The organism is Avibacterium endocarditidis (assembly GCF_002921145.1).
In the GTDB taxonomy this organism is placed as follows: Bacteria; Pseudomonadota; Gammaproteobacteria; order Enterobacterales; family Pasteurellaceae; genus Avibacterium; species Avibacterium endocarditidis.
Genome location: NZ_PQVI01000022.1, coordinates 1 through 20574, shown reverse-complemented (window position 1 = coordinate 20574; position 20574 = coordinate 1). Strand labels below are relative to the sequence as shown.

General features: G+C 42.6%; 20 protein-coding genes and 2 pseudogenes. 1 reads left to right on the top strand and 21 read right to left on the bottom strand.

The features are described 5' to 3' along the window. From C3Z13_RS02500 to C3Z13_RS02465, 10 genes and pseudogenes are all read right to left on the bottom strand, one after another. The coding region (locus C3Z13_RS02500; protein ID WP_146256851.1) for a DUF2254 family protein at nt 1-289 on the bottom strand (289 nt) is incomplete at its 3' end. A gap of 49 nt (nt 290-338) precedes the next feature. Beyond that, nucleotides 339-1799, bottom strand: coding sequence for a surface lipoprotein assembly modifier (locus C3Z13_RS02495; protein WP_245872507.1), 1461 nt, complete (start codon nt 1797-1799; stop codon nt 339-341). Nucleotides 1800-1860: 61 nt separating this feature from the next. After that, nucleotides 1861-2787, bottom strand: a complete 927-nt coding sequence (locus tag C3Z13_RS02490; RefSeq protein WP_103854902.1) for a transferrin-binding protein-like solute binding protein — start codon at nt 2785-2787, stop codon at nt 1861-1863. A gap of 192 nt (nt 2788-2979) precedes the next feature. Then, a pseudogene (locus C3Z13_RS02485) lies at nt 2980-5048 on the bottom strand (TonB-dependent siderophore receptor). Between the two features lie 67 nt (nt 5049-5115). Further along, entirely contained in the window at nt 5116-5517 is a 402-nt protein-coding gene (locus tag C3Z13_RS12070) for a DUF4198 domain-containing protein (RefSeq protein ID WP_245872504.1), read from the bottom strand. Between the two features lie 64 nt (nt 5518-5581). Beyond that, nucleotides 5582-5788 (bottom strand): hypothetical protein, encoded by a 207-nt coding sequence (locus C3Z13_RS12065; RefSeq protein ID WP_245872503.1) that lies wholly within the window; start codon nt 5786-5788, stop codon nt 5582-5584. Then, the gene (locus C3Z13_RS12060; protein WP_245872502.1) at nt 5769-5915 is read right to left on the bottom strand and encodes a hypothetical protein; all 147 of its coding nucleotides are present in this window, start codon (nt 5913-5915) and stop codon (nt 5769-5771) included. The genes C3Z13_RS12065 and C3Z13_RS12060 overlap by 20 nt, the downstream gene beginning before the upstream one ends. Before the next feature lie 244 nt (nt 5916-6159). Next, nucleotides 6160-8085, bottom strand: coding sequence for a Fe(3+)-hydroxamate ABC transporter permease FhuB (gene fhuB / locus C3Z13_RS02475; RefSeq protein ID WP_103854901.1), 1926 nt, complete (start codon nt 8083-8085; stop codon nt 6160-6162). Next, complete coding sequence (locus C3Z13_RS02470; RefSeq protein WP_103854900.1) at nt 8079-8945, bottom strand: ABC transporter substrate-binding protein; 867 nt, start codon at nt 8943-8945, stop codon at nt 8079-8081. The genes fhuB and C3Z13_RS02470 overlap by 7 nt, the downstream gene beginning before the upstream one ends. Nucleotides 8946-8954: 9 nt before the next feature. Continuing rightward, nucleotides 8955-9719 (bottom strand): ABC transporter ATP-binding protein, encoded by a 765-nt coding sequence (locus C3Z13_RS02465; protein WP_103854899.1) that lies wholly within the window; start codon nt 9717-9719, stop codon nt 8955-8957. 192 nt (nt 9720-9911) lie between these two features. Here C3Z13_RS02465 and C3Z13_RS02460 point away from each other — a divergent pair. After that, nucleotides 9912-10855, top strand: a pseudogene (locus C3Z13_RS02460) (sigma 54-interacting transcriptional regulator). A gap of 21 nt (nt 10856-10876) precedes the next feature. Here C3Z13_RS02460 and hflX read toward each other — a convergent pair. From hflX to C3Z13_RS02410, 11 genes are all read right to left on the bottom strand, one after another. Continuing rightward, the gene (hflX, locus tag C3Z13_RS02455; RefSeq protein ID WP_415777026.1) at nt 10877-12268 is read right to left on the bottom strand and encodes a ribosome rescue GTPase HflX; all 1392 of its coding nucleotides are present in this window, start codon (nt 12266-12268) and stop codon (nt 10877-10879) included. Nucleotides 12269-12270: 2 nt separating this feature from the next. Continuing rightward, nucleotides 12271-12408: an LSm family protein gene (locus tag C3Z13_RS12820; protein ID WP_245872501.1), complete on the bottom strand. Its 138-nt coding sequence runs from the start codon at nt 12406-12408 to the stop codon at nt 12271-12273. A 5-nt stretch (nt 12409-12413) separates the two neighbouring features. Next, complete coding sequence (gene hfq, locus C3Z13_RS12815) at nt 12414-12563, bottom strand: RNA chaperone Hfq (protein WP_245872500.1); 150 nt, start codon at nt 12561-12563, stop codon at nt 12414-12416. A gap of 104 nt (nt 12564-12667) precedes the next feature. Further along, a complete protein-coding gene (miaA, locus tag C3Z13_RS02445) occupies nt 12668-13594 on the bottom strand; it encodes a tRNA (adenosine(37)-N6)-dimethylallyltransferase MiaA (protein WP_103854898.1) in 927 nt (308 codons plus the stop codon). Beyond that, nucleotides 13594-15567: a DNA mismatch repair endonuclease MutL gene (mutL, locus tag C3Z13_RS02440; protein WP_103854897.1), complete on the bottom strand. Its 1974-nt coding sequence runs from the start codon at nt 15565-15567 to the stop codon at nt 13594-13596. Before mutL ends, miaA begins: the two co-directional genes overlap by 1 nt. Before the next feature lie 22 nt (nt 15568-15589). Then, nucleotides 15590-16918 carry an N-acetylmuramoyl-L-alanine amidase gene (locus C3Z13_RS02435; RefSeq protein WP_103854896.1) on the bottom strand — a complete coding sequence of 443 codons (1329 nt, stop codon included), beginning with the start codon at nt 16916-16918 and terminating at the stop codon, nt 15590-15592. A gap of 51 nt (nt 16919-16969) precedes the next feature. After that, nucleotides 16970-17446, bottom strand: coding sequence for a tRNA (adenosine(37)-N6)-threonylcarbamoyltransferase complex ATPase subunit type 1 TsaE (gene tsaE / locus C3Z13_RS02430; RefSeq protein WP_103853213.1), 477 nt, complete (start codon nt 17444-17446; stop codon nt 16970-16972). Between the two features lie 94 nt (nt 17447-17540). Next, nucleotides 17541-17882, bottom strand: coding sequence for a type II toxin-antitoxin system HicB family antitoxin (locus C3Z13_RS02425; protein WP_103853212.1), 342 nt, complete (start codon nt 17880-17882; stop codon nt 17541-17543). Next, nucleotides 17879-18127 carry a type II toxin-antitoxin system HicA family toxin gene (locus tag C3Z13_RS02420; protein ID WP_103853211.1) on the bottom strand — a complete coding sequence of 83 codons (249 nt, stop codon included), beginning with the start codon at nt 18125-18127 and terminating at the stop codon, nt 17879-17881. Before C3Z13_RS02420 ends, C3Z13_RS02425 begins: the two co-directional genes overlap by 4 nt. Before the next feature lie 61 nt (nt 18128-18188). Further along, nucleotides 18189-19640, bottom strand: a complete 1452-nt coding sequence (locus C3Z13_RS02415; protein ID WP_103854895.1) for a glycoside hydrolase family 32 protein — start codon at nt 19638-19640, stop codon at nt 18189-18191. Between the two features lie 11 nt (nt 19641-19651). Beyond that, nucleotides 19652-20574, bottom strand: a 923-nt coding sequence (locus C3Z13_RS02410; RefSeq protein ID WP_103854894.1) for an aminoimidazole riboside kinase, incomplete at its 5' end; no start/stop codon positions are given.

Here is a 20574-nt window from a genome sequence, read left to right as displayed (position 1 = left end):
GCGTTGCGCCGTTAGAAGCTGACGAAAAGGCGGAAACCATAATAGAAAGGGAAAAGGTACTCACCGCCAGCATACTCGATGCCATAATGCTGAGAATATCATTGAGCAGTTCTTCGCTAATATCAGGTATTATATCTATCGGCAATGCTTTATTTTTAATAAACGCAGAGAAAAGCGCCAAAAACACGGCAAATAATGCACCTAAAATTGGGGTGAGCCATAACCCATTACTTGGTTTTTTTAGCCATAAAATTAGGGGAAAGAGTTTTTCTTTGAAGTAGCTTAGCATTAATAACCTTACATATTTTGAGAGCTAATTGATATTAGCCCTATGCTGATTAGAAACTTTTACTAAAGTTAAAATAAATATTGTGCTTATCGTAGCTATAAAAAGGATTATTGCTATTTACTTTATTATATTCCCAAGTAATTTGCGGTGTAATACCAAAAAACTTCAGATTACGATGCCAAAGTGTCAGCTGCGGAGAATATTCGTGATCAATTTGCTTTTTTGCTAACATTCTTCCTGCAGCTAAATATCTTCTCTGTGCATAGCTAAATACTAGACGAGTGGACAATCCAAAATCCCATTCTTGCACCCAACCTATGCGAATACCTACGCGATTGAATGCCTCATCTTTATCGCGGGCATTGCTGCGATAATAATTTGTACCAACAAACCAAAATTGGGTACTTTTAGGGATATATAATAAACTTATATCAGCAAAATAACGGTTGCCATTTAGATGCTTACGAGTCTTATAGCGTATTTCAGAGTATTCTAAAGTATTAGCTAATTTCCACTGATTATTTAGCCAATAACTTGAACTGAGTCTGACACCGCTATTTTGTGAAAATTGTTTTAAACTCTTACTACCTGATGCGCCACCACCATACCAACGTTTACTTGTAAATGGCATTAAAAGGGTTTCAAAATAGGTACTATGATAGCCTATCCCAAGACCTGAACGAAATTCTAGTTCATTATATTTTTTATTATCCCAGTAATAGCGACCAATTAGATCTAAATCAAGCTGGGTAAAATAGCCATTTTTTATTTCCCATTGTTTAGATGCGCCTAAATTATAGGAAAATCCTTCCGCACTTTCAGAATCCCAAGCTTTCCAGTTTCCTATGTAGGTGTCTGATTTAGGGGCATTATTAATATTGTTGTCTTTAACATAGCTAATACCGCCATAGAAACGCCAGCTTTGTCGTTTTTTCAGTGCAGTAATATAGTTATCTATCACTTGATAATTTGTTGAGGATAATGATTCAGAACGTAATTTTGTGAATTGATCGAGCGCAGCTTCATTATCATAGTTTAAATATAATACTTGCGCTAATTGAAATCTTACGGGGGTAATTTGTGGATAATTACTGATAATTTCACGATAAAAATCAATAGACTGATGATAATTTTCTTCTTTTGCAGCAAGAATTGCTTTACACCATAAAATCAGAGTAGGATCGGTATTAGTTTGTTGTTGATAAAGGGGAAAAAGTAACGCCACTGCCTCACTATTGTTTTGGGTAACAGCTGGAATTAAAGCGCGTATAATTAAATCAGGGTGTTTAGCTAATTCTTCCTTTGAAATAGATAATGTATTTTTGGTGTTTGCTGTATCAGGGCGATCAATTAATGGCTTAGAGGGATCAATTTTTACCTCTGGAGTATTTTGTTGTTCGCTTTGATCTAATCGTTCGTTTGCAGGTAAAACTTGTTGATTTCCGTTTGCTGAAATTGTAAACATTAGTGCTAATGTGGCAAAAGGAAATGTTAGATGATGTTTCAACATAAAACCTCACTATGAAAAAAGCCATTCAAGCGAATGGCTTTTAGTAAGAAAATTGACAATATTATTCTGATTTGCTCGCTGCAAAAACAACGCCCCATTTTTCATTATGTGCCGTACCTGCTACTTCTTTAGCATTTTCACCATAGAATTTTGCATTTAATGGCGCTGAGAATTGGGCATCATTTTCAATATTGAGAGATTGTCTATTGGTGTCATCCTTAACTGAAACACTGACTTCACCATTTACGATAGTATTTCCCGCAATTTTTCCATTTTTAATATCAAACACACCACCGTCATCATTATATAAATTTCCCGATACGGTTTTATTGTCAAAATCAGCATTAATGCGAACGCTTAATTCATTTGCTAGCCCTTTATTATTTATGTCACCTAAAGGTATAAGTCTTGCTGTATCTTTTCCTTCATATACAACTTGACCGCTTGTAGGAATTTGATCTTCTGGTGTAGGTTTTCCTTGAACAAAGGCGTATAGTGTTTCATTATCTAATACAGCACCTATTTTCACAGATTTAACATTTCCTTGTGTGCCACAACAAACATAGCGTTTTCCATCATTAACCCATAAATAGCTAATATTTACTGTGTTGCCCGAAATTCCTGCTAAGTTAGGGATAAGGGAATATGATTTTCCATTAACCACAATGGTATCAATAGAATCTGAATTAATTGTTGTTGTGCCACCTGGATTAGCCGGTTCTCCAAGTTTGGAATTAGAAGAGAAAGCATAACCAGAGAATTCAGCAGGTGCAGGTTGTGGTTCAGTATTGCTTGAGTTTGAGGTATCTGGCTGCGAGCCTGTGTTATTGCTTGTGGACGTTTCTGGTTGGGTTGTTGTGTTATTATTTGTTGATGTATCAGGTTGAGATGTTGATGAAGTCGTTGTATTAGATGAAGTATTGTTAGCCGCTGGCTCATCAGAAGAACCGCTACCACCACTGCTACAAGCTGTTAATGCAGATAACATTAATGTTGCTAATGTAATTTTACTGTTTGGTTCATAATTGTCATCCTTTGGTTATTTAGTTAAATAAAAGTTAGAATAGCAAGTACCTTGCTTTGTTCATCTTATATCAGTGAATGGGATAGGACAAGATTAAATTTCATTTAATAAGCATTTTATATCATAGGGGGAGAGTATCCCCCTAGATACAAGTGGCTAGAATTTATAAGACACAGAAGCATTGATATTACGCTCAGCACCGTAGTAGCAGTAATAATCGCAGCCTGCGATATAACGGCGGTTGCCGACATTTTCTACATTTAACTGAGCAATCCAGTTAGAATCAAATGCGTAGCGTGCCATTAGATCTACCACAGTGGCGGATGGTACTTCTTTGCCTGAATAAAGTGAACCTTGAGAAGTAACACTTTTACCAATATAACGTACGCCTGCGCCCACCGTTAAACCATTTAATGCGCCGTTATCAAAGGTGTAATCGGTTTTCACAGCAAAAGTATGTTTTGGAATTAATGGGTTACGCACATCGCCGCTCTCTTTACGAGTGATTGATTTCAAATAGGTATAAGCTAAGCCCATATTCCAGTTGTTAGTTACATTCACATCGGCTTGAACTTCCACCCCTTTGCGATGCACAGGATTGGCATTGCTCACTGTTTTACCTAAACCATTCGACACTAACGCACCTTTATCTTTAGCTTTGAAAGCAGCAACGGTGATTGATCCGTTTAACCAGTCTGGCAAATATTTGATCCCCACTTCATATTGGTGAGTGATATTTGGATCATAAAGTTTTTGATTGCCACTTAATCCCACTGGTAAATTAAAGGATTCACTGTAACTAAAATATGGATTTAAGCCAAATGGCGCTTCATACATTAATGACGCAGAATAGGACGTATTGCTGATTTTTTGTGAAGATGTGTATTCATCTTGTTTCGCACGATCGTGGCGTACCCCAAAGTTTAACACAAGGCTATCCATAAAACGGCTTTGATTTTGTAAATAAAGCCCAAGTTGGCGCGCAGTGATGTAGGTATAAGGGGCATTGATGATTTGAGCCTGATTATAGCCAGAACGAGCCTGTTTTAAATTCACCGCAGAGGTGCTGCCAAATAGGGTATAGTAGGCTTTCACTTTTTGATGACGATAATCTGTTCCCACGACTAAGGTATTTTTCAGCCAATCGTTGCTATATTTCCAAGTGAGGTAATTATCTAGGGTATGAGAAATAGATGTGCCGTCATTAAATACGACACCGCGAGCCAATTCATAACCTGCCGCACTTGGTGCTTTTGGCGTCCAGTCTGCATTATAAGCAGAAGGATAAGCATAAGAACCACGGTGATAGTTATTGGCATAAGTGTAGCGATAGCTACTGTCAAAACTTAAATTATCATCAAATTGGTGGCTAAATTCATAGCCGATATTGTATTGACGGTTGTATTCACGATCATTGACTGGATCACCAAGGTTGGTGGAACGCCCAATATAGCTACCATCAGGGAATGGCATGAGCGAACCTTCTTGTGGCAAGAAATTCGAGCTTGGCACGCCTTTATCAAATTGATAGCTGGTTAAAAGGGTTAAACGAGTGCGATCAGAAATATCCCATTCCAAAGATGGTGCGAAATAAACGGTTTTATTTTTGTTGCGTCCCATTGTCCATTTTTAGACGAAAATGCACCCACTAAGCGATAACGCAGATCATCATTATTGCCGATGAGATCCGTATAATCTACGCCGACGCCATATTGATGATGATTTCCAGCGTTAAGGGTAAATTCCCCTTTGCCAATTTGATCTTTATGCGGACGCTTGGTGACATAGTTGATCAAACCACCTGAGTTTGCTGCGCCGAAGGTCATTGCGTCTGCACCTTTGGTTATTTCCACCGCTTCTAAGCCAAAGGTGTTTACATAAGGGGTAAAAAAGCCATAGCTTGCCATTGGTAAACCATCAAGAGCTTGCGTAACCTCCGCACCACGCACTCTAAACCAGTTGGTGTTGGTATCTTCACCAAACACTTGGTTTTCAAAGCCCGCTTGATAACGCCCGATTTCATCGGCTTTAGTGATATTTTGCTGATCCAGTTGTTCGCGAGAAAGGGAAACTGCAGATTTAGCTTGATAAATCGGCACTTCACCCATACGGTACATCGATCCCGCTTCTACCGTGATCGCCTCCAACTCTTCCGCCCAAAGATTTTGCGAGGCGAGTAAAAGTGCGGTGGATAAAAGGGATAATTTAAAAACAGCTTTTGGCATAAATAGTCCTTAATTTACTACAAGTTACAGCTTAAATAAGGGGCGTTTCCGCCCCACGAAAATAAAATTATTTGTTCACTTTAAAAGTATAAGTGCTATAAAGTTTACGTTTTTGGCACACTTTTTGATCTGGGTAATCCATTTCATAAATTGCCTTGATTTTCCAAGTCCCCGCTAAGGCAGGAATGAAATTCACCTTGCCTTGAGCGTCCGTTTTGCCAGAGAAAGCTTGCGGTTCACGGTGATCGTAAACGGCTTTTTCATCAAGTTTGGTAAATTCGTTGGTCGTGCCGATCACGCTCACGCCTTTTGCGGGCTGACCTTGATACAACACTTGCACAGGGAAGACTTCCATCGGGCTTAGCGTGGTTGGATCAACCAATGGCACAATTTCCAACGGTAATCCCACTGGGGCAATGGCAAAGTCGCTCACATCAACGCCCGTGTTTACATAGGTTGAAGCGAACATACTGGATTCTTCGCAGTAATTGGCATCTTTCATTTGAGTGAGATTTTCACGCTTCCAGCCGTTGTCATTTTTCGACCCAAAATGTCGGTTTATAGCTGCCCGAAATTTTGTATTCCGCTTTCGCCAACGGGCTGGTGGTTACATAGTGAAAATTTTCGCCCTTTTGGGTGAGGGTAGTGCTTTTGCCGTCCGCACTGTGCAACACCAGCGGATTTAAAATATTTAAACGCCCCTCAGCAATTTTTTCCCCTTCAGGGAAAACGATCGCCATAGCCAAGCACCGCAAGCAAATCTTTGCCCGCTTCCGCTTGTTGTGCATATGCCCATAAATCGTGTGCTTGCCCTGCCAGAGGGAACGCCAAGCCACATACTAAGGCGAGATGAGTGAGTTTTTTCATTTGATGTCTCCTATTTTGTAAATAAAAAAACGTGGAATTTTCTGACCGCACTTTTCTACCTCTATTTTCAAAGTGCGGTGTAAAATTCCGCCATATTGCCGTTCAATTTCAACCGTTGAAAGCAAACGGCGATAACTTTTTAGCTTTTGGAACAATATCTTGCATTACAGCGAATTTCATTGAGCGAAGCCGATACGTTCAGCAAAACAAGGCTTACGCACGCCTTTTCCCGTCAAGCCGATGGCTAGATTTTTTTCATCAGCCATAAAAAATACGTTCCACCGAGCAAGGTGGCAACCAAGCCCGCCGGGATTTCGTAAGGGAACAACAACTGTCGCCCGAGCCAATCTGCCATAATCATCACCGTTGCTCCTAATAAGCCTGCCGCCAACAGTTGGCTTTTGCTGTGGCGGAAGCCAAGGCTGTATGCCAAATGAGGGGCAAGCAAGCCGATAAAACTAAGCGATCCCACAATTAAAGTGGCGAGCAAGGTGAGTAAGATGGCAAATAAAAACAAAATGCTACGCGATTGTACAAGGTTCACCCCAAGGGATTGAGCCACTACGCTATTTAAGCTGAGTAAATCTAGCCAGCGAACAAAAATAAAGCTCAAGGCGAAAAGTACCGCTGCGATAATCAGCATTGGGATTGCCACATCATTGCTGGCGTAATAGGTTGAACCCGATCCCCAGCTTAATAATTGCCACGCGCGAGGATCGCCGCTAGCGATAAGAATGCGTTGCACGGCGTCAAATAAGGCGGAAATGCTAATTCCTGTGAGCAACACCTGATCAGGTTGCAAGCCGTTGCGGCGGTTGATAAGCCAGATTAATCCTAAGATCAATAATGCTCCCAACGCCCCCCATAACACATATTGGCTAAGTACGCTCGCCCCTGCAACAAAAATCGCTAATAACACGCCAAAGCTCACGCCGGAAGTAATACCCAGTAATTCAGGGCTTGCCATTGGATTGCGGCTTAAGCGTTGTAAGATCGTTCCCGCCAAAGCGAGCATTATGCCTGCACAAAGGGCATAGGCAAGGCGTGGGAAACGCAAGTTGAACAGGCTTTGATCTAAGTAAACTTGCCAGCCGTTTACACCTTGAGCTAAAAATAAAGAACAGCCTAACGCGGCAGCCAAAAACAGCGGTAAATAAAGTGCGGTGCTTTTTGATGATGTTTTTTTCCACGCATTTTGCCCAAGGGGTGAACTGTCCACCACTCGTCCATATTGTTGGCGATGACGAAACACTAGCCACAACAGCAACGGCGTACCGAATAATGCGGTAACCGAGCCAGTCGGCAAGCCTACGCCCCATTGTTTTTCGATCAGTTGCAAGGTTAAATCAGCGATCAATAACAGCACGCCCGAAAAATAGGCACTTCGCCACAATAAAGTTCGGAAATCCGCACTATGGTATTGGCGTGCAATGGTGGTGGCGGCTAAGCCAATAAAGGCGATCATTCCTACGCGGCTGACGATAATAGCGACCAAATAAGCGGCAAGCAACACACCGAGCAGGCGGATTCTTTTCACATTCACGCCTAAACTTTGTGCGTTACTTTCTTGTAATTGCAGAATTTGCAACGCTGGGCTAAGTAGCACGATGCCAACAATGGCAGGGGCGAGTAACGGCAGCAGGGTTAGGCTGTCATACCAGCTTTCTTGTACCAGTGAGCCGCTGCCCCACACGAGCAAGCCACGGCTTTCTTCAGGGTAAAAAAGCATTAAAAGGGAAGAAAACGCCCCAAGATAAAAACTCACCACTAGCCCTGCAAGCACGATCAACAACGGCGAAAGCATTTGTCGCCACGCCAGTAATAGCACTAAGCCTAAGGCGAATAATGCCCCAATAAAGGCAATCGGCGTGGTGCCAAATTGCAATAAATTTGGTAAAAACAGGGTAGCCAGAAACAGGGAGAATTGTGCGCCACCGCTCACTGCAAGGGTGCTATCGGAAGCCAGCGAATTATTCATAATCTGCTGTAATAATAGCGAAGCCACACCTAGGCTCGCCCCTGCTAAGATTGCCATTAGCACACGCGGCAAAGTGAAATTGAAAATCAGCAGTTGGCTGGTTTCACTTTGTTCGGGCTGTTGCCAAAGTAGCAACGCAAATAACGCCAGTGCAATCAGCCCAAGGTTTGGCATTAAACGAATTTTTACCATTGGCTTTCCCCTTGTGGCTGACGTAACCCTTGGCTTAAGGCAAGGGCTAAACGCTGAGCAGAGGGCAACGCACCGAATGTCCAAATAGCGGGTAAAATCAAGGGATCTTTCGCTAAAGGCAAGGCTTGCCATAGGCTATTACTCGTCAGTTCTTGTGGCACATTTTGCGGATAAGGCTTGATGATCACTAATTTTGCGTGGGGGAATTGTGCAAGCTGATTTAGGCTAATTTGGCTAAATCCCCATAAATTTACTGCTTCTTGCCACGCATTTTGTAGCCCAAGTTGGGTTAGCACCACACCGGGCAGACTTTGTTTGCCGTAAACACGCAAATGACGACCATCAATAAATTGTACAATTAACAACGGGCGTGCTTGAAATGGGGGGAGTAAGGCTTTTTGTGCGGCAAAAAGGGTTTCGGTTTGATGAATTAACGGCGTGGAATCCACACCTACCACATTGGCAAGTTGGCGTGTTGCTTGAAGTTGATTTTGCCAGAAATCGCCTGCTTGGTAGAAATTAACGAGATCCAAGTTTTTTACGTGGGATAAATAAGGCAAATTGGCTTGTGCGGTGGCGAAATACATATCGCTATTGGGGAAAATTTCAATATCGAGTTGTGCCAATAATTCTTTATTAGGTTGTAATCTTGTGCCTAAATCCACCGCACTTTGTGGTAACGCAGGTTCGCTCACCCAGTTTTGATAGCTTTGTTTATCGCCTACGGCAACGGGCGTTACGCCTAGTCCGAGCAAGGTTTCGGTGATCGTCCAATCTAAGGTGGCAACCTTTGGTGTTGCTAATGCCGGCAAAGTAACAATAAGCCAAAGGGCGTGCAATAAGTAAGCATATTTTTTCATTATTGCCCCCTAAAAGAACGCCACAGGAACCTGATCCACAGGGTGGGATAGCACTTGCAGATCAATATGATAAATTTGCTCAAGGGCTTGTGGAGTCATAATCTCTTGTGGCGTGCCTTGCATTAATAATTTGCCTGATTGTAAGGCGATGAGTTCATCACAAAAACGTGCGGCAAGATTGATGTCGTGAATCACAATAATCACGCCTAAATTGAGCTGCTTCACCAGTTTTTGAATCAGCTGCATCACTTCCACTTGATGGGCAATATCCAATGCCGCCAAAGGTTCATCTAATAATAAAAAGCGGCTTTGCTGTGCCAACAACATTGCAAGCCAGACGCGAGAACGTTCACCGCCTGAAAGGGTATCCACAAATTGATCGGCATAGCCTTGCATATTTGTCCACTCAAGGGCATTTTGAATGGCTTGCTCATCTTGTTTAGGATTGCGCCCTAACAGCCCATTCCACGCATAGCGCCCCATTTGTAGCAGCCCTTTTACCGTTAAATTTTGTGCGTTCGGCAAATATTGCGGCAAATAGGCCACTTCACGGGCAAAGGCTTTGTTTTTCCATTGCTGAATAGGTTGATTAGCGAAATGCAACGTGCCGCTCGAAGAAAATTGCTGACGCGCTAAGAGTTTAATCAGGGTAGATTTACCCGAACCATTTGGCCCAATAATGCCATAGATTTTTCCCGTGCCGAATTGCAGTGAAATAGGCTGCAACAACACTTTTTCAGGTAACGCAAAAGACACTGAATCTAATTCAAACACAAGATTTCCTACGGCGAATAAAATAAAGGTAGTGGATTTTAATTGATAACCGTTATCATTTCAATAGATGTATTCTTAAAAATAAATGGGTATCTTAAAAGACGATTAAAATTGTAAATTTTTCTTTCCATTTTTACGGAAAAGTTTACAATACTTGCCAGTTTCATCAAAAAATGGCGTGGAGAGCAAGCAATGTCAGCAGAAAAAGATCTTTTTTCACAGGTGGTTACGCAAAGCCACAAAATGCAAGAAGTGGTGGAAAAAGCCAAAAAATTTGCCTTGCTAGACGCGCCTTTGTTGATTCAAGGTGAAACGGGAACAGGCAAAGATCTCATTGCGAAAGCCTGTCATTTTTATAGTCCGCGGCGAGAAAATCAATTTATTGCGGTGAATTGCGCGGGGCTACCAAGTGAAGATGCCGAAAGCGAAATGTTTGGACGCGCCAATGCACAAGCGGAAAGCCAAGGCTTTTTTGAATATGCCAACGGCGGCACGGTGTTGCTTGATAGCGTGGCGGAATTGCCACTGAGCTTACAGGCAAAATTGTTGCGTTTCTTGAATGATGGCACGTTTCGCCGCGTAGGCGAGGAAAAAGAGCATTATGCTGATGTGCGCGTGATTTGCACTTCGCAAATTCCCCTTAGCCATTATGTGGAAAAAGGCAAAATGCGCGAAGATTTATTTCATCGCTTGAATGTGCTGAGTTTAACCATTCCCCCACTGCGTGGGCGTAAAGAAGATATTCCACAGCTAACAGCAATGTTTGTTCAGCAAATCAGCCAAGAATTGGGCATTTCTGCACCGCACTTTGATGAAGCCTTTCTTAATTATCTTACCCATTACACTTGGGCAGGCAACGTGCGGGAGTTGCACAACGCCTTGTACCGTGCTTGTTCATTGGCTGAAAATAATCAGCTGACTATTGCCGATTTACACTTGGTGGAACAGAAATTCCGTTGCCAAGCATTGAACAATTTGGCAATCAAACCCTTGATGAAATTATGAATAATTTTGAAGCAATGGTGCTGCAGAAATTTTATGAAGAATATCCAAGCACTAGAAAGCTGGCTTCCAGGTTAGGCGTTTCACACACCGCCATCGCCAATAAATTAAAACAATACGGCATTGGGAAATAGCAAGCCGCAGAAAGGCTTTGTTTATTTGCTTATATAGCCTGATAAGTGCGGTTGTTTTTTCAATAATTTTTGCCATTCGCTTTGTTCGATATTCACCTTCAGCAAAAATTCCCCTTGATCACTGATTTTTTCTTCACGGATACAATCCATTTCATACAACCAATGGCGAATTTTGCCCGCTTGCGGCGGCAAGCAAAGCTGTAGTTGCACAATGCTTTTGCTTAATTTTTGTCGAATGGCATCAAATAGTAGGGCAATGCCTTGTTGCAAATGGGCGGAAATATACACTGCAACAGGGCGATTTTGCTCATCATATTCAATATGTGGCGCAAGGTTTTCCACTTGATCAATTTTGTTATAAACCAGCAAAGTCGGCACTTGAGCCGCATTGATTTCTTGCAGAACTTCATTTACCGCGTGGATATTTTCCTCTTTTCGCGCATCGGCACAATCTACAATGTGCAACAACAAACTGGCTTCCGTGGTTTCTTGTAGCGTGGATTTAAAGGCTGAAACCAAATCGTGTGGCAGATCTCGGATAAAGCCTACGGTATCCGCCAAAATCGTTGCGCCAATATCGGGAATGCTTAGGCGGCGTAGGGTGGGATCAAGGGTAGCGAAAAGCTGATCCGCGGCATAAACCTCTGCATTGGTGAGCAAATTAAACAGCGTGGATTTGCCTGCATTGGTATAGCCCACCAAGGAAATGGTTGGAATATCCGCTTTCTTTCTGGTTTGACGATTTTGATTGCGCTGTTTTTCCACTTTATTCAAGCGATTTTGCAACTGAGCAAGGCGAACTTTGATCAAACGGCGATCGCTTTCTAGTTGCGTTTCCCCCGGGCCACGCAAGCCTACCGCGCCTTTTTGCTGATCTAAGCCTGTTTTACGCCGTACTAAACGAGTGGCAAGATGTTTTAACTGAGCTAGCTCTACTTGTAATTTCCCTTCGTGAGATCGCGCACGCTGGGCAAAAATATCTAAAATCAATCCCGTGCGATCCACCACGCGACATTCACAAAGGCTTTCTAAATTTCGCGTTTGCGCTGGTGTAAGGCAATGATTCACCAAAATCACATTGGCGTTGTGATCTTTTACTGCTTGGGCAATTTCTTCCGCTTTGCCCTGACCGATAAAATACTTCGCTTGCGGTGTGGCACGGCTGGTGGTGATTATGGTGGCAATCTCCACCTGAGCGGATTCTGCTAAAAGTTGAAATTCAGCCAAATCGTCCAGATTTTTATCCGCAGAAAAAAACGCTTGCACAATAATGCCGCGATCTTGAGGTGTATTTGGTGATGAGAGAGATTGAGAAAAAGGCGAAAGTGCGGTGGAAATTTCGTCTAAATTTTCTACCGCACTTTTTTCTATTGTGCTTTGTTCTAATAAGCTTGAAAAGGTTGGATTATCCAAAATTATTCAGCTTGTGCGTCTGAGGCTGCTTCTGCAACAACTTCTTGGTTTGCATTGTGCTGTTGTTGGTGAGCTTGGTTATTGTGATGAGAAACCGCACGAGCTGGCACAACCGTAGAAATAGCGTGCTTGTAAACCATTTGATTTACTGTGTTTTTAATAAAATAACAAATTGATCGAATGATTCAATTTGTCCTTGTAATTTAATGCCATTCACCAAATAAATTGACACAGGAATGCGTTCGCGACGCAATGCGTTTAAATAAGGATCTTGTAATGATTGTCCTTTTGCCATCTTTTTTTCCTTCTTATATTAGTTATAGGGTATTATGGGAACAAAAATCGTCTCCGTGGCTCAATATAGCAATAATCACGCCTGTTGTCATCACTGAGATTTAATTATTTTAACGTTTGCGTCATTTGCTGGAAGGATTTTTCTGGCGCTAAACTATCAAGCCAAGTGATGGGTGATTTCCAACCGCGTAGCCAAGTAATTTGCCGTTTCGCCAACTGCCGTGTCGCACAAATGCCACGAAAAACCATTTCATCGTGATCATAATCGCCTTGCAAATATTCCCACATTTGACGATAGCCCACACAGCGAATGGACGGCAAGTCCGCGTGCAAATCGCCACGCTGATAGAGTTTTTCCACTTCTTGCTGAAAGCCTTGCGCAATCATTTTATGAAAACGCTGTTCAATGCGTTGGTGCAAAATTTGACGATCCTGTGGGGCAATAGCAAATTGCGTGATCTCATAAGGCAGCGCTTCGCCTTTTTGTTCGGTGAGTTCGGTGAGTGATTTCCCTGTGAGATAAAACACTTCCAGCGCGCGGTTGATCCTTTGGCTATCGTTCGGATTAATGCGTTGTGCAGAAACAGGGTCAATTTTTGCCAGCTCTTGATGCAAGCCATTCCAACCGATTTGTGCGGCTTTTTGCTCAATTTCTTGACGTAAATTTTCATCTGCCGATGGCAGCGGTGAAAGCCCTTCAAGCAAGGCTTTGTAATAGAGCATAGTGCCGCCCACTAACAAAGGAATTTTGCCTTGCGCCGTGATGTCCGCCATTTCACGCAACGCATCTTGACGAAAATTTGCCGCAGAATAGCTTTCGCTCGGATCTTTAATATCAATCAAACGGTGCGGGGCGAGTGTTAGTTCTTCCGCATTGGGTTTTGCCGTGCCAATATCCATTCCACGATAAATTAAGGCTGAATCCACGCTGATCACTTCCACCGGGAAATGTTGGCGTAATTTGATCGCTAAGTCTGTTTTGCCTGAGGCCGTTGGCCCCATTAAGAAAATCGCGCGAGGTTTGGCTGACATTATTGTTCCTGCTGTAAATAAGGTTGCCAATCAATGGCGATAAATAATTGGGATAAATCAAATTTCGTTTGTTGCTGAGCTAGTTGTTCGGTTTCGCTGAGCAAATTTACTGCATCACTGAAAATTTCAATATTTACATAATCCAGTTGTTGACAAAGTGCGGTTAAAAATTGGGTGAAATTATCCACATTTTGATTGAGCAGATTGCCCACACATTGTTGTAAATTTTGCTGACGCAAACAGCTCGGCACTTTGGTTAAACTAATGCGATGTTGGGCAAGATTTTCATTAAAATCAAAACCTGCTTGCACAAAGAACGCTTTTTGTTGCTGCCAATGGGCTTGTTGTTCCGTGTCTAAGCGAAACATTATGGGGATCAGCAACGCTTGCTGCGGCACATTATTTTGCTGCAGGCTTAATTGAATATGCGTTTGTTGTAATTTTTTAATTGGCAACAGATAAAATTGCTGATTTTGTTGCAATAACAAGGCCTTATTTTCCACTAAGGCTAAGGTGCGTAGCATATGGTTAGATTGCGCAAGGGGCATTTCAGGCGCAGATTGAATTTTATTCGGTGCAGCCGTTTGCGTGCTTTGTTGCAATTCCCCTGTTTGTAGCAATTCACCATAGGCTTGGCGTTCCTTTTGGGATACCGCAGGCGTTTTGGTGTAATGCTCAAAGTGCGGTGTAAATTTTGCTGATTTTTCTACCGCACTTTCTACCGTACTTTCTTTTGACGCTTTTGGCGTATTTTTTTCTGCCGTGCTTTTTCCCACCGTGTTCTGCTCATTCCGTTCTGAATAATCAGGCATTGGCTGAAAAATATTTCTTCCTGCTGCTGCACGGTTTACCGAACCCTGATTAGGCTGCCATAAGCCTTGTGGCTCTTGCACTTGGAAAGTATTTTCTTCTCGTTGTGTAGCGGTTTCAGGGGACGACATTTGCTGCATAGCAATCTCATTACGCCCTAATTCAAAACTGGTCTGTAAGGCATTTTGTACACCCTGATAAATAAAATCGTGTACCAAACGGGCTTGCTGGAAACGCACTTCGTGCTTGGTGGGGTGAACGTTCACGTCCACTTCGTTAGGGTTGAGATCAATAAATAGAATATAAGCAGGGTATTCTTCCGCGCCTAAATAATCCGCATAGGCCTGACGAATGGCGTGGGTGATTACTTTATCGCGCACCATTCGCCCATTCACATAGCAATAAGTGAGATCGTTTTGCGAACGCTTAAAATGCGGTTCAGCCACCCAACCAGAAAGGTGCAAATCATCGTGTTTCCAATCAATATGCAGGGCGTGAGCAATAAACTCATCGCCACAAATGGCAGCAATACGCTTTAATTTTTGCGAAAAATCCACCGCACTTTTGTATTGACGCACGATTTTGCCATTATGCGTAAGCGTGAAAGCAATATGCGGTTTTGCAAGCGCGATGCGGCGGATCACTTCATCAATATGAGAAAATTCTGTTTTATCGGTGCGTAAAAATTTACGTCTAGCAGGCGTATTAAAAAATAAATTGGCAACTTCAACGGTGGTGCCAACAGGGTGAGAAGCTGGCTTGATAGTGGTTTCCATTTCTCGCCCCTGAGCGTAAACCTGCCAAGCTTCTTTTTGCTTTTCCGTGCGCGAGGTGAGCGTAAGGCGTGAAACTGAGCTAATACTTGCTAATGCCTCGCCACGAAAGCCTAAACTTAGAATGGCTTCTAAATCTTCAATGCTCGCAATTTTGCTGGTGGCGTGGCGTGCAAGAGCAAGGGAAAGTTCGTCTTTCGGAATACCTGTGCCGTTGTCGCGAATACGGATTAGGCTTGCACCGCCGTTTTCAATATCTACTTGGATTTTATTCGCGCCCGCATCAAGGCTGTTTTCCACTAATTCTTTCACCACAGATGCAGGGCGTTCCACCACCTCGCCGGCAGCGATTTGGTTAGCAAGTTGCGGTGGCAGAATTTGAATTGGCATTGGCGTTCCTATATCAACAGCCCTAACGTAGCTGAATTTTTTGTCCTGTTTGCACTTTGCCGTTTTTCAATTTTGGATTGAGTTTTAACAGCGTTGGCACAGGAATATTATATTCACGCGAAATCGCATACAGGGTTTGATCTTTTTTCACTGTATGGAATTTCGGCGGAGTTTTGTCTTTTCCGTTATTCTCGGTTTTGGTATTTTTGTTTGCAGTTTTATCCGCTTTTTTGTTATCGGTTTTTGACTTATCTGTCTTTTTATTATCTGCTTTTTTGTTTTCTGTTTTGCTTGTTGTTTTACTATTTTTCGGCTCGGCTTTACTTGTTGCAGCTTTGCTATTTTTGCCATTGTCAGGAATTTTGATGGTTTCACCAATCCATAATTCATGGCGCTTGAGCTTGTTTAAGGCAATAATATCGCTCATTTTTACATTATATTTAGTTGCTAATCCACCAAGGCTTTCGCCATTTTTAACTTTATGACGAAGTCCGCTATCTTTAATTTGCGTTTGTGATTTTTCGTTTGAGTTTTTGACCGCACTTTCTTTCACCGTAGGCGTCTTGGCTACATTAATGTCACTTTTCACATAACGGCGGCGGAAATCCACCAAACTTTCATAAATCACCATCGCCAATTTTTTACGATAAGCCAGTGAGTTGAGTTTTTTCTCTTCATCAGGGTTGGATAAAAAGCCTGTTTCCACCAAAATCGATGGAATATCAGGAGAACGTAGCACGCCAAGGCTAGCGTGTTGTGGCGTGCTGCGGCTTAAGGTGGTGATTTTGGCAAAACGGCGCAATACAATCGAACCAAGCTCATAGCCCACACGTTGGCTATGGCCAAATTGTAAATCTAGCACTGTTTGATCTAAATATTTCTCTTTATGTGAAGCTAGCACCGAACCTGCGCCGCCTAATAACTCAGAACGCTTTTCATGATCTTCCAACCATTGCCCCATTTCGCTGTTGGCGCGGCGGTTGGATAGCACCCACACGGACGCACCGCGTAAATCAGGGGAAACAGACGAATCGGCGTGAATGGAAACCAGATAATTCGCTTTATATTTGCGTGCAATCTCTGAGCGTTCTGGCACAGAAATATAATAATCGCCTTTGCGCGTTAGTACCGCGCGGAAATTGGGATCTTTATCCAACAAGGCTTTAAGTTCTCGCGCAATAGAAAGCGTTACATTTTTTTCATAAATGTGTTGGGTACGGCTAATTGCACCGGGATCTTTTCCGCCGTGTCCGGGGTCAATGGCGATCGTCCAAACATTGGCGAAAGCGTTTGAAACGGCGACAAATCCGCATAAGAAAAAAAGGTAAATAAATCGGTAAAGGTTTCTCATTCTAAAACTTCACAAAAAAATAGCTTAGGTTAAATGGTATTATCAATCAGTTTATGCGATGAGCTGTTGAATAATCTGCTCGCCTTGCTTGCTTTTGGCGTGCAAAGTGAGATTGCGTGCATCATCAACATAATCAATTTGAATGATCAAATCAGGCTCAGCAAGTAAACCACGCCCTTTTTCAGACCATTCAATTAGGCAAATACTTTGCGCATTAAAATAATCACGAATGCCCATAAATTCTAATTCTTCGGGATCACTTAAACGATATAAATCAAAATGATAAATGGATTTTCCCGCTAAATGATATTCTTCCACCAAGGTGTAAGTTGGGCTTTTCACCTTACCTTCATAGCCTAACCCTTGGATCATTCCACGGCTTAGGGTGGTTTTCCCTGCGCCAAGATCACCGTTTAAATAAATCACAATGCCTTTTTCTGTCGCCATTTGGCTAACAATTTGCATTAATTTCGCTCCAAAGCGACACATTGTGATTTCATCAGGAATATATTGATTAAACTGTTCCATATTTTCTCGGTGATTGGCTAATTTTAGATAAAAATAGTGCGGAATTGTACCGCACTTTTATTGTATTTTGTAGGGGAAATGATACGAGATTGTATTAATTTGTAATGCCAGCACGCTCTACTTTTTCTTTAATTGCTTCGGCAACAAAGGCATTCAAGCTCAGATCGCCCGCAGCCAACACGGCATTACGGTGAAGTTCTTCGCTAATTCTCACATTAAATACGCCTTTGAAAGGTTTGTCAGGCGTTCGCCCAAGTTCTTGGCAATCTTGTAAATACAGATCCACAGAAGTTTGAAATTCTTTCTCTAATTGTGGCAAGGTTTCTGCTTCGTAGGTAACCACATCTCGGATATATGCCAATTTGCCAAATAGCACATTATTTTCTAAATCTGCTTCTATAGTGCCGACATAGCCTTTGTATTTGAGTAATGTCATAGTAATCCCACTCCTTTTAATCCCTCTTTAACTGATTTTAACGCCCCACCTTTGATGTAATTTTCAGGGTGCGGTTTATGTAACAAGATTAAGTGATCAAGCTCTGCGTTGTAAAATCTAACGCGAGAGCCAGCCATTTCACGTTTTTCATAGCCTAACCGAGCTAATAAGGTGAGTAAATCTGTCCAAATAAAGGTATTTTTAGCGTTAGCTAATTTTTCTAATAATTTTTCAGATTTCCCCATTTACCCTACTTTTTTGATACTAATTATAGTTACACAAATTAAAAAAAACAAGATCTATTTGCTATTTTGTATAATCAACCTCAATTTTCTTTGGATACCCCACCTGTAATGTAAGCGGTTTATCTGTACAAAGTTGATTTTCTCTCGTGCAGATGAAAAAGCGTGAGGTCATTGCTTTTTCGCCGTTATTGAGAAAAATTTCAGCCACGGAGCGATCGAAGAAAATTTCCACTTGGTGTAAGTTTTTGATTTCACAATAGCGTTTTTCGCCTAATGCCTGTATTGAATCTGTTTGTTCCGTTTGACTGCGATCTAGGCAGAGCAACTTGCCGTCATAACTTAGGGTTAAATGCTGATTTTGTGCATTATTAAAGAATTTCAGGCTGAACGGTTGGGCGTTTGCATCAAATTTGAGATAAGCACGATCTAAATCTGCAATCACAGCCTCTTTTTCAACCGTAATAGATTGAAGTGCGGTGAGATTTTTATAAATATTTTCAATCGGTTGCTGATAGATTTTGCCGTTTTGTAAGCGTAATTGACGTGGCATTGAAAGCATCGAATGCCATTTGTAGAGATCCGTAGGGTAGCTTAAATCAGGCAATCCCACCCAGCCGAACAGCATTGTTTGTGTGCCAGAAAAGGTTTGTGGCGCATAGAAATCAAAGCCTTGATCCAGTTCTGCAATCTGTTCTGCGTGGAATTGGCGATCATCAAGATTACCCAAGGCATAAACCGCGTGGTAATTATTTTGATATTGCTCGCGCTCACGCGCTTTGCCCTGTGGCGACCAAATAAAGAGCGATTTATCGCCCATTTGCGATAAGTCAGGGCATTCCCACATAAACACGCCTTGATTATCGAAAGCGGGTAGGGCAAGTTCGCCTAATAAACGTGGGGTGCCGGCTAAATTATCCATTTCAAACACGAGCGCTGTACCGGTGAGATTTTCCCGTTGCGCACCGCAGATAAAGCGAATTTTGCCGTCTTTGGTGAGAAACGGTTTGGGATCGCGAACGTGTTCGGTGTAGCCTTGTGGCGCTTGTTCGATAAGCGGGCGCTTGCTTAATAATTTTCCGTCTTTGCTGAAAATTGCCAGATTTTGATAAGGCACGCGCTGATTATCGCTTGGGCGTCTGGTATTGCCTGTGTAGAACACCGCGATGTTGTCATCAATTAACACCGCACCGCCTGAATAGCAGCCGTGGCTTTCATATAATTCGCAAGGCACAAGCAAATCTGCTTGGCTAAATTGTTGGAAATCTTGCGTGATGAAATGCTGCCAATGTTTCATTCCATGTAGGGCATCAAAGGGATACCATTGATAGAAAAGATGATATTTTTCGCCATCAAAAATCAAACCGTTCGGATCGTTAAGCAGGCCCGTTGGTGGTGCAAGATGATAAACAGGGCGAAAATCCTGATCTTGCGCCACGGTTTGAGCGATTTTTTCTAGCTCCCCTTGCTCTGCAGCATAAAGGCTTTTGTATTTCCCTTCATTGAAAATGATCATTGGCGTTCTCCTTATTCGCTTAAAAACGCTTGTAATTGTTCGTGGTTCGGTAGGGCAGACATCGCGCCTTTTGCTGTGGTGGCTAACGCACCGCAGGCGTTGGCTTGGCGTAAGATTTTCACGAGCGTTTCGTGATTGCTGTGCCAATCAGGATTTTGCGAAAGCCCTGCTAATAAACCACCCACAAAGGCATCGCCTGCGCCCGTGGTATCCACAGGTTGTAACGCTTTGCCTGCTACAATTTCTTTTGTGCCATTGAAATGATAAAGCGCCCCTTCTTTGCCTAGGGTAACGATAATCAGCTTTTGCGGATAAAGTGCGGTGATTTTTTCAAAGGCTTTTTCAAGGCTGTCGGTTTGCGTTAGGAAAGTGAGTTCTTCTTCCGAAAATTTCAGCACATCAGCTAAAGCCACCGCTTGCATTACCACCTGCCGCATTTCATCAAGGCTTTGCCATAGGCTTTCACGCAAATTGGGATCGAAAGACACATAACCTTTCGCCTGACGAATATTTTTCATCGCGGTGAAGGTTGCCGTGCGGGAAGGATCGTTGATTAATGCAATGGAACAGCAGTGCAACCATTGCCTTTGCGAAAAGGTTGGTAATTCAGAAACTTGCAAAAATTGATCCGCACTTGGATTAACCATAAAGGTAAAGCTGCGTTCACCTTGATCTAATCCAACCACCACGGTAGAAGTGCGTTGCGCGGGATCTAAGGTCATAAACGTGGTATCCACCTTTTCTTGCTGCAAGGTTTGTTGCATAAATTCGCCCAAAGGATCTTTGCCCACTTTGCCGATAAAACCGCTTTCACCGCCGAGCCGTGCTACGCCCACTGACACATTGGCTGGCGCGCCACCGGCACAGCGTAAATAATGTTGTTCGCCATCGGGGATTAAATCCACCACCGCATCGCCTAATACCCAAATTTTTT

Excerpts from the sequence above, each read along its gene's own strand:
- C3Z13_RS02495 (WP_245872507.1), bottom strand. The coding sequence starts at position 1,799 with ATGTTGAAACATCATCTAACATTTCCTTTTGCCACATTAGCACTAATG.
- C3Z13_RS02490 (WP_103854902.1), bottom strand. The coding sequence starts at position 2,787 with ATGTTATCTGCATTAACAGCTTGTAGCAGTGGTGGTAGCGGTTCTTCT.
- C3Z13_RS12070 (WP_245872504.1), bottom strand. The coding sequence starts at position 5,517 with ATGTTCGCTTCAACCTATGTAAACACGGGCGTTGATGTGAGCGACTTT.
- C3Z13_RS12065 (WP_245872503.1), bottom strand. The coding sequence starts at position 5,788 with ATGGCGATCGTTTTCCCTGAAGGGGAAAAAATTGCTGAGGGGCGTTTA.
- C3Z13_RS12060 (WP_245872502.1), bottom strand. The coding sequence starts at position 5,915 with ATGAAAAAACTCACTCATCTCGCCTTAGTATGTGGCTTGGCGTTCCCT.
- fhuB (WP_103854901.1), bottom strand. The coding sequence starts at position 8,085 with ATGGTAAAAATTCGTTTAATGCCAAACCTTGGGCTGATTGCACTGGCG.
- C3Z13_RS02470 (WP_103854900.1), bottom strand. The coding sequence starts at position 8,945 with ATGAAAAAATATGCTTACTTATTGCACGCCCTTTGGCTTATTGTTACT.
- C3Z13_RS12820 (WP_245872501.1), bottom strand. The coding sequence starts at position 12,408 with ATGGTTTACAAGCACGCTATTTCTACGGTTGTGCCAGCTCGTGCGGTT.
- hfq (WP_245872500.1), bottom strand. The coding sequence starts at position 12,563 with ATGGCAAAAGGACAATCATTACAAGATCCTTATTTAAACGCATTGCGT.
- miaA (WP_103854898.1), bottom strand. The coding sequence starts at position 13,594 with ATGTCAGCCAAACCTCGCGCGATTTTCTTAATGGGGCCAACGGCCTCA.
- mutL (WP_103854897.1), bottom strand. The coding sequence starts at position 15,567 with ATGCCAATTCAAATTCTGCCACCGCAACTTGCTAACCAAATCGCTGCC.
- C3Z13_RS02435 (WP_103854896.1), bottom strand. The coding sequence starts at position 16,918 with ATGAGAAACCTTTACCGATTTATTTACCTTTTTTTCTTATGCGGATTT.
- tsaE (WP_103853213.1), bottom strand. The coding sequence starts at position 17,446 with ATGGAACAGTTTAATCAATATATTCCTGATGAAATCACAATGTGTCGC.
- C3Z13_RS02425 (WP_103853212.1), bottom strand. The coding sequence starts at position 17,882 with ATGACATTACTCAAATACAAAGGCTATGTCGGCACTATAGAAGCAGAT.
- C3Z13_RS02420 (WP_103853211.1), bottom strand. The coding sequence starts at position 18,127 with ATGGGGAAATCTGAAAAATTATTAGAAAAATTAGCTAACGCTAAAAAT.
- C3Z13_RS02415 (WP_103854895.1), bottom strand. The coding sequence starts at position 19,640 with ATGATCATTTTCAATGAAGGGAAATACAAAAGCCTTTATGCTGCAGAG.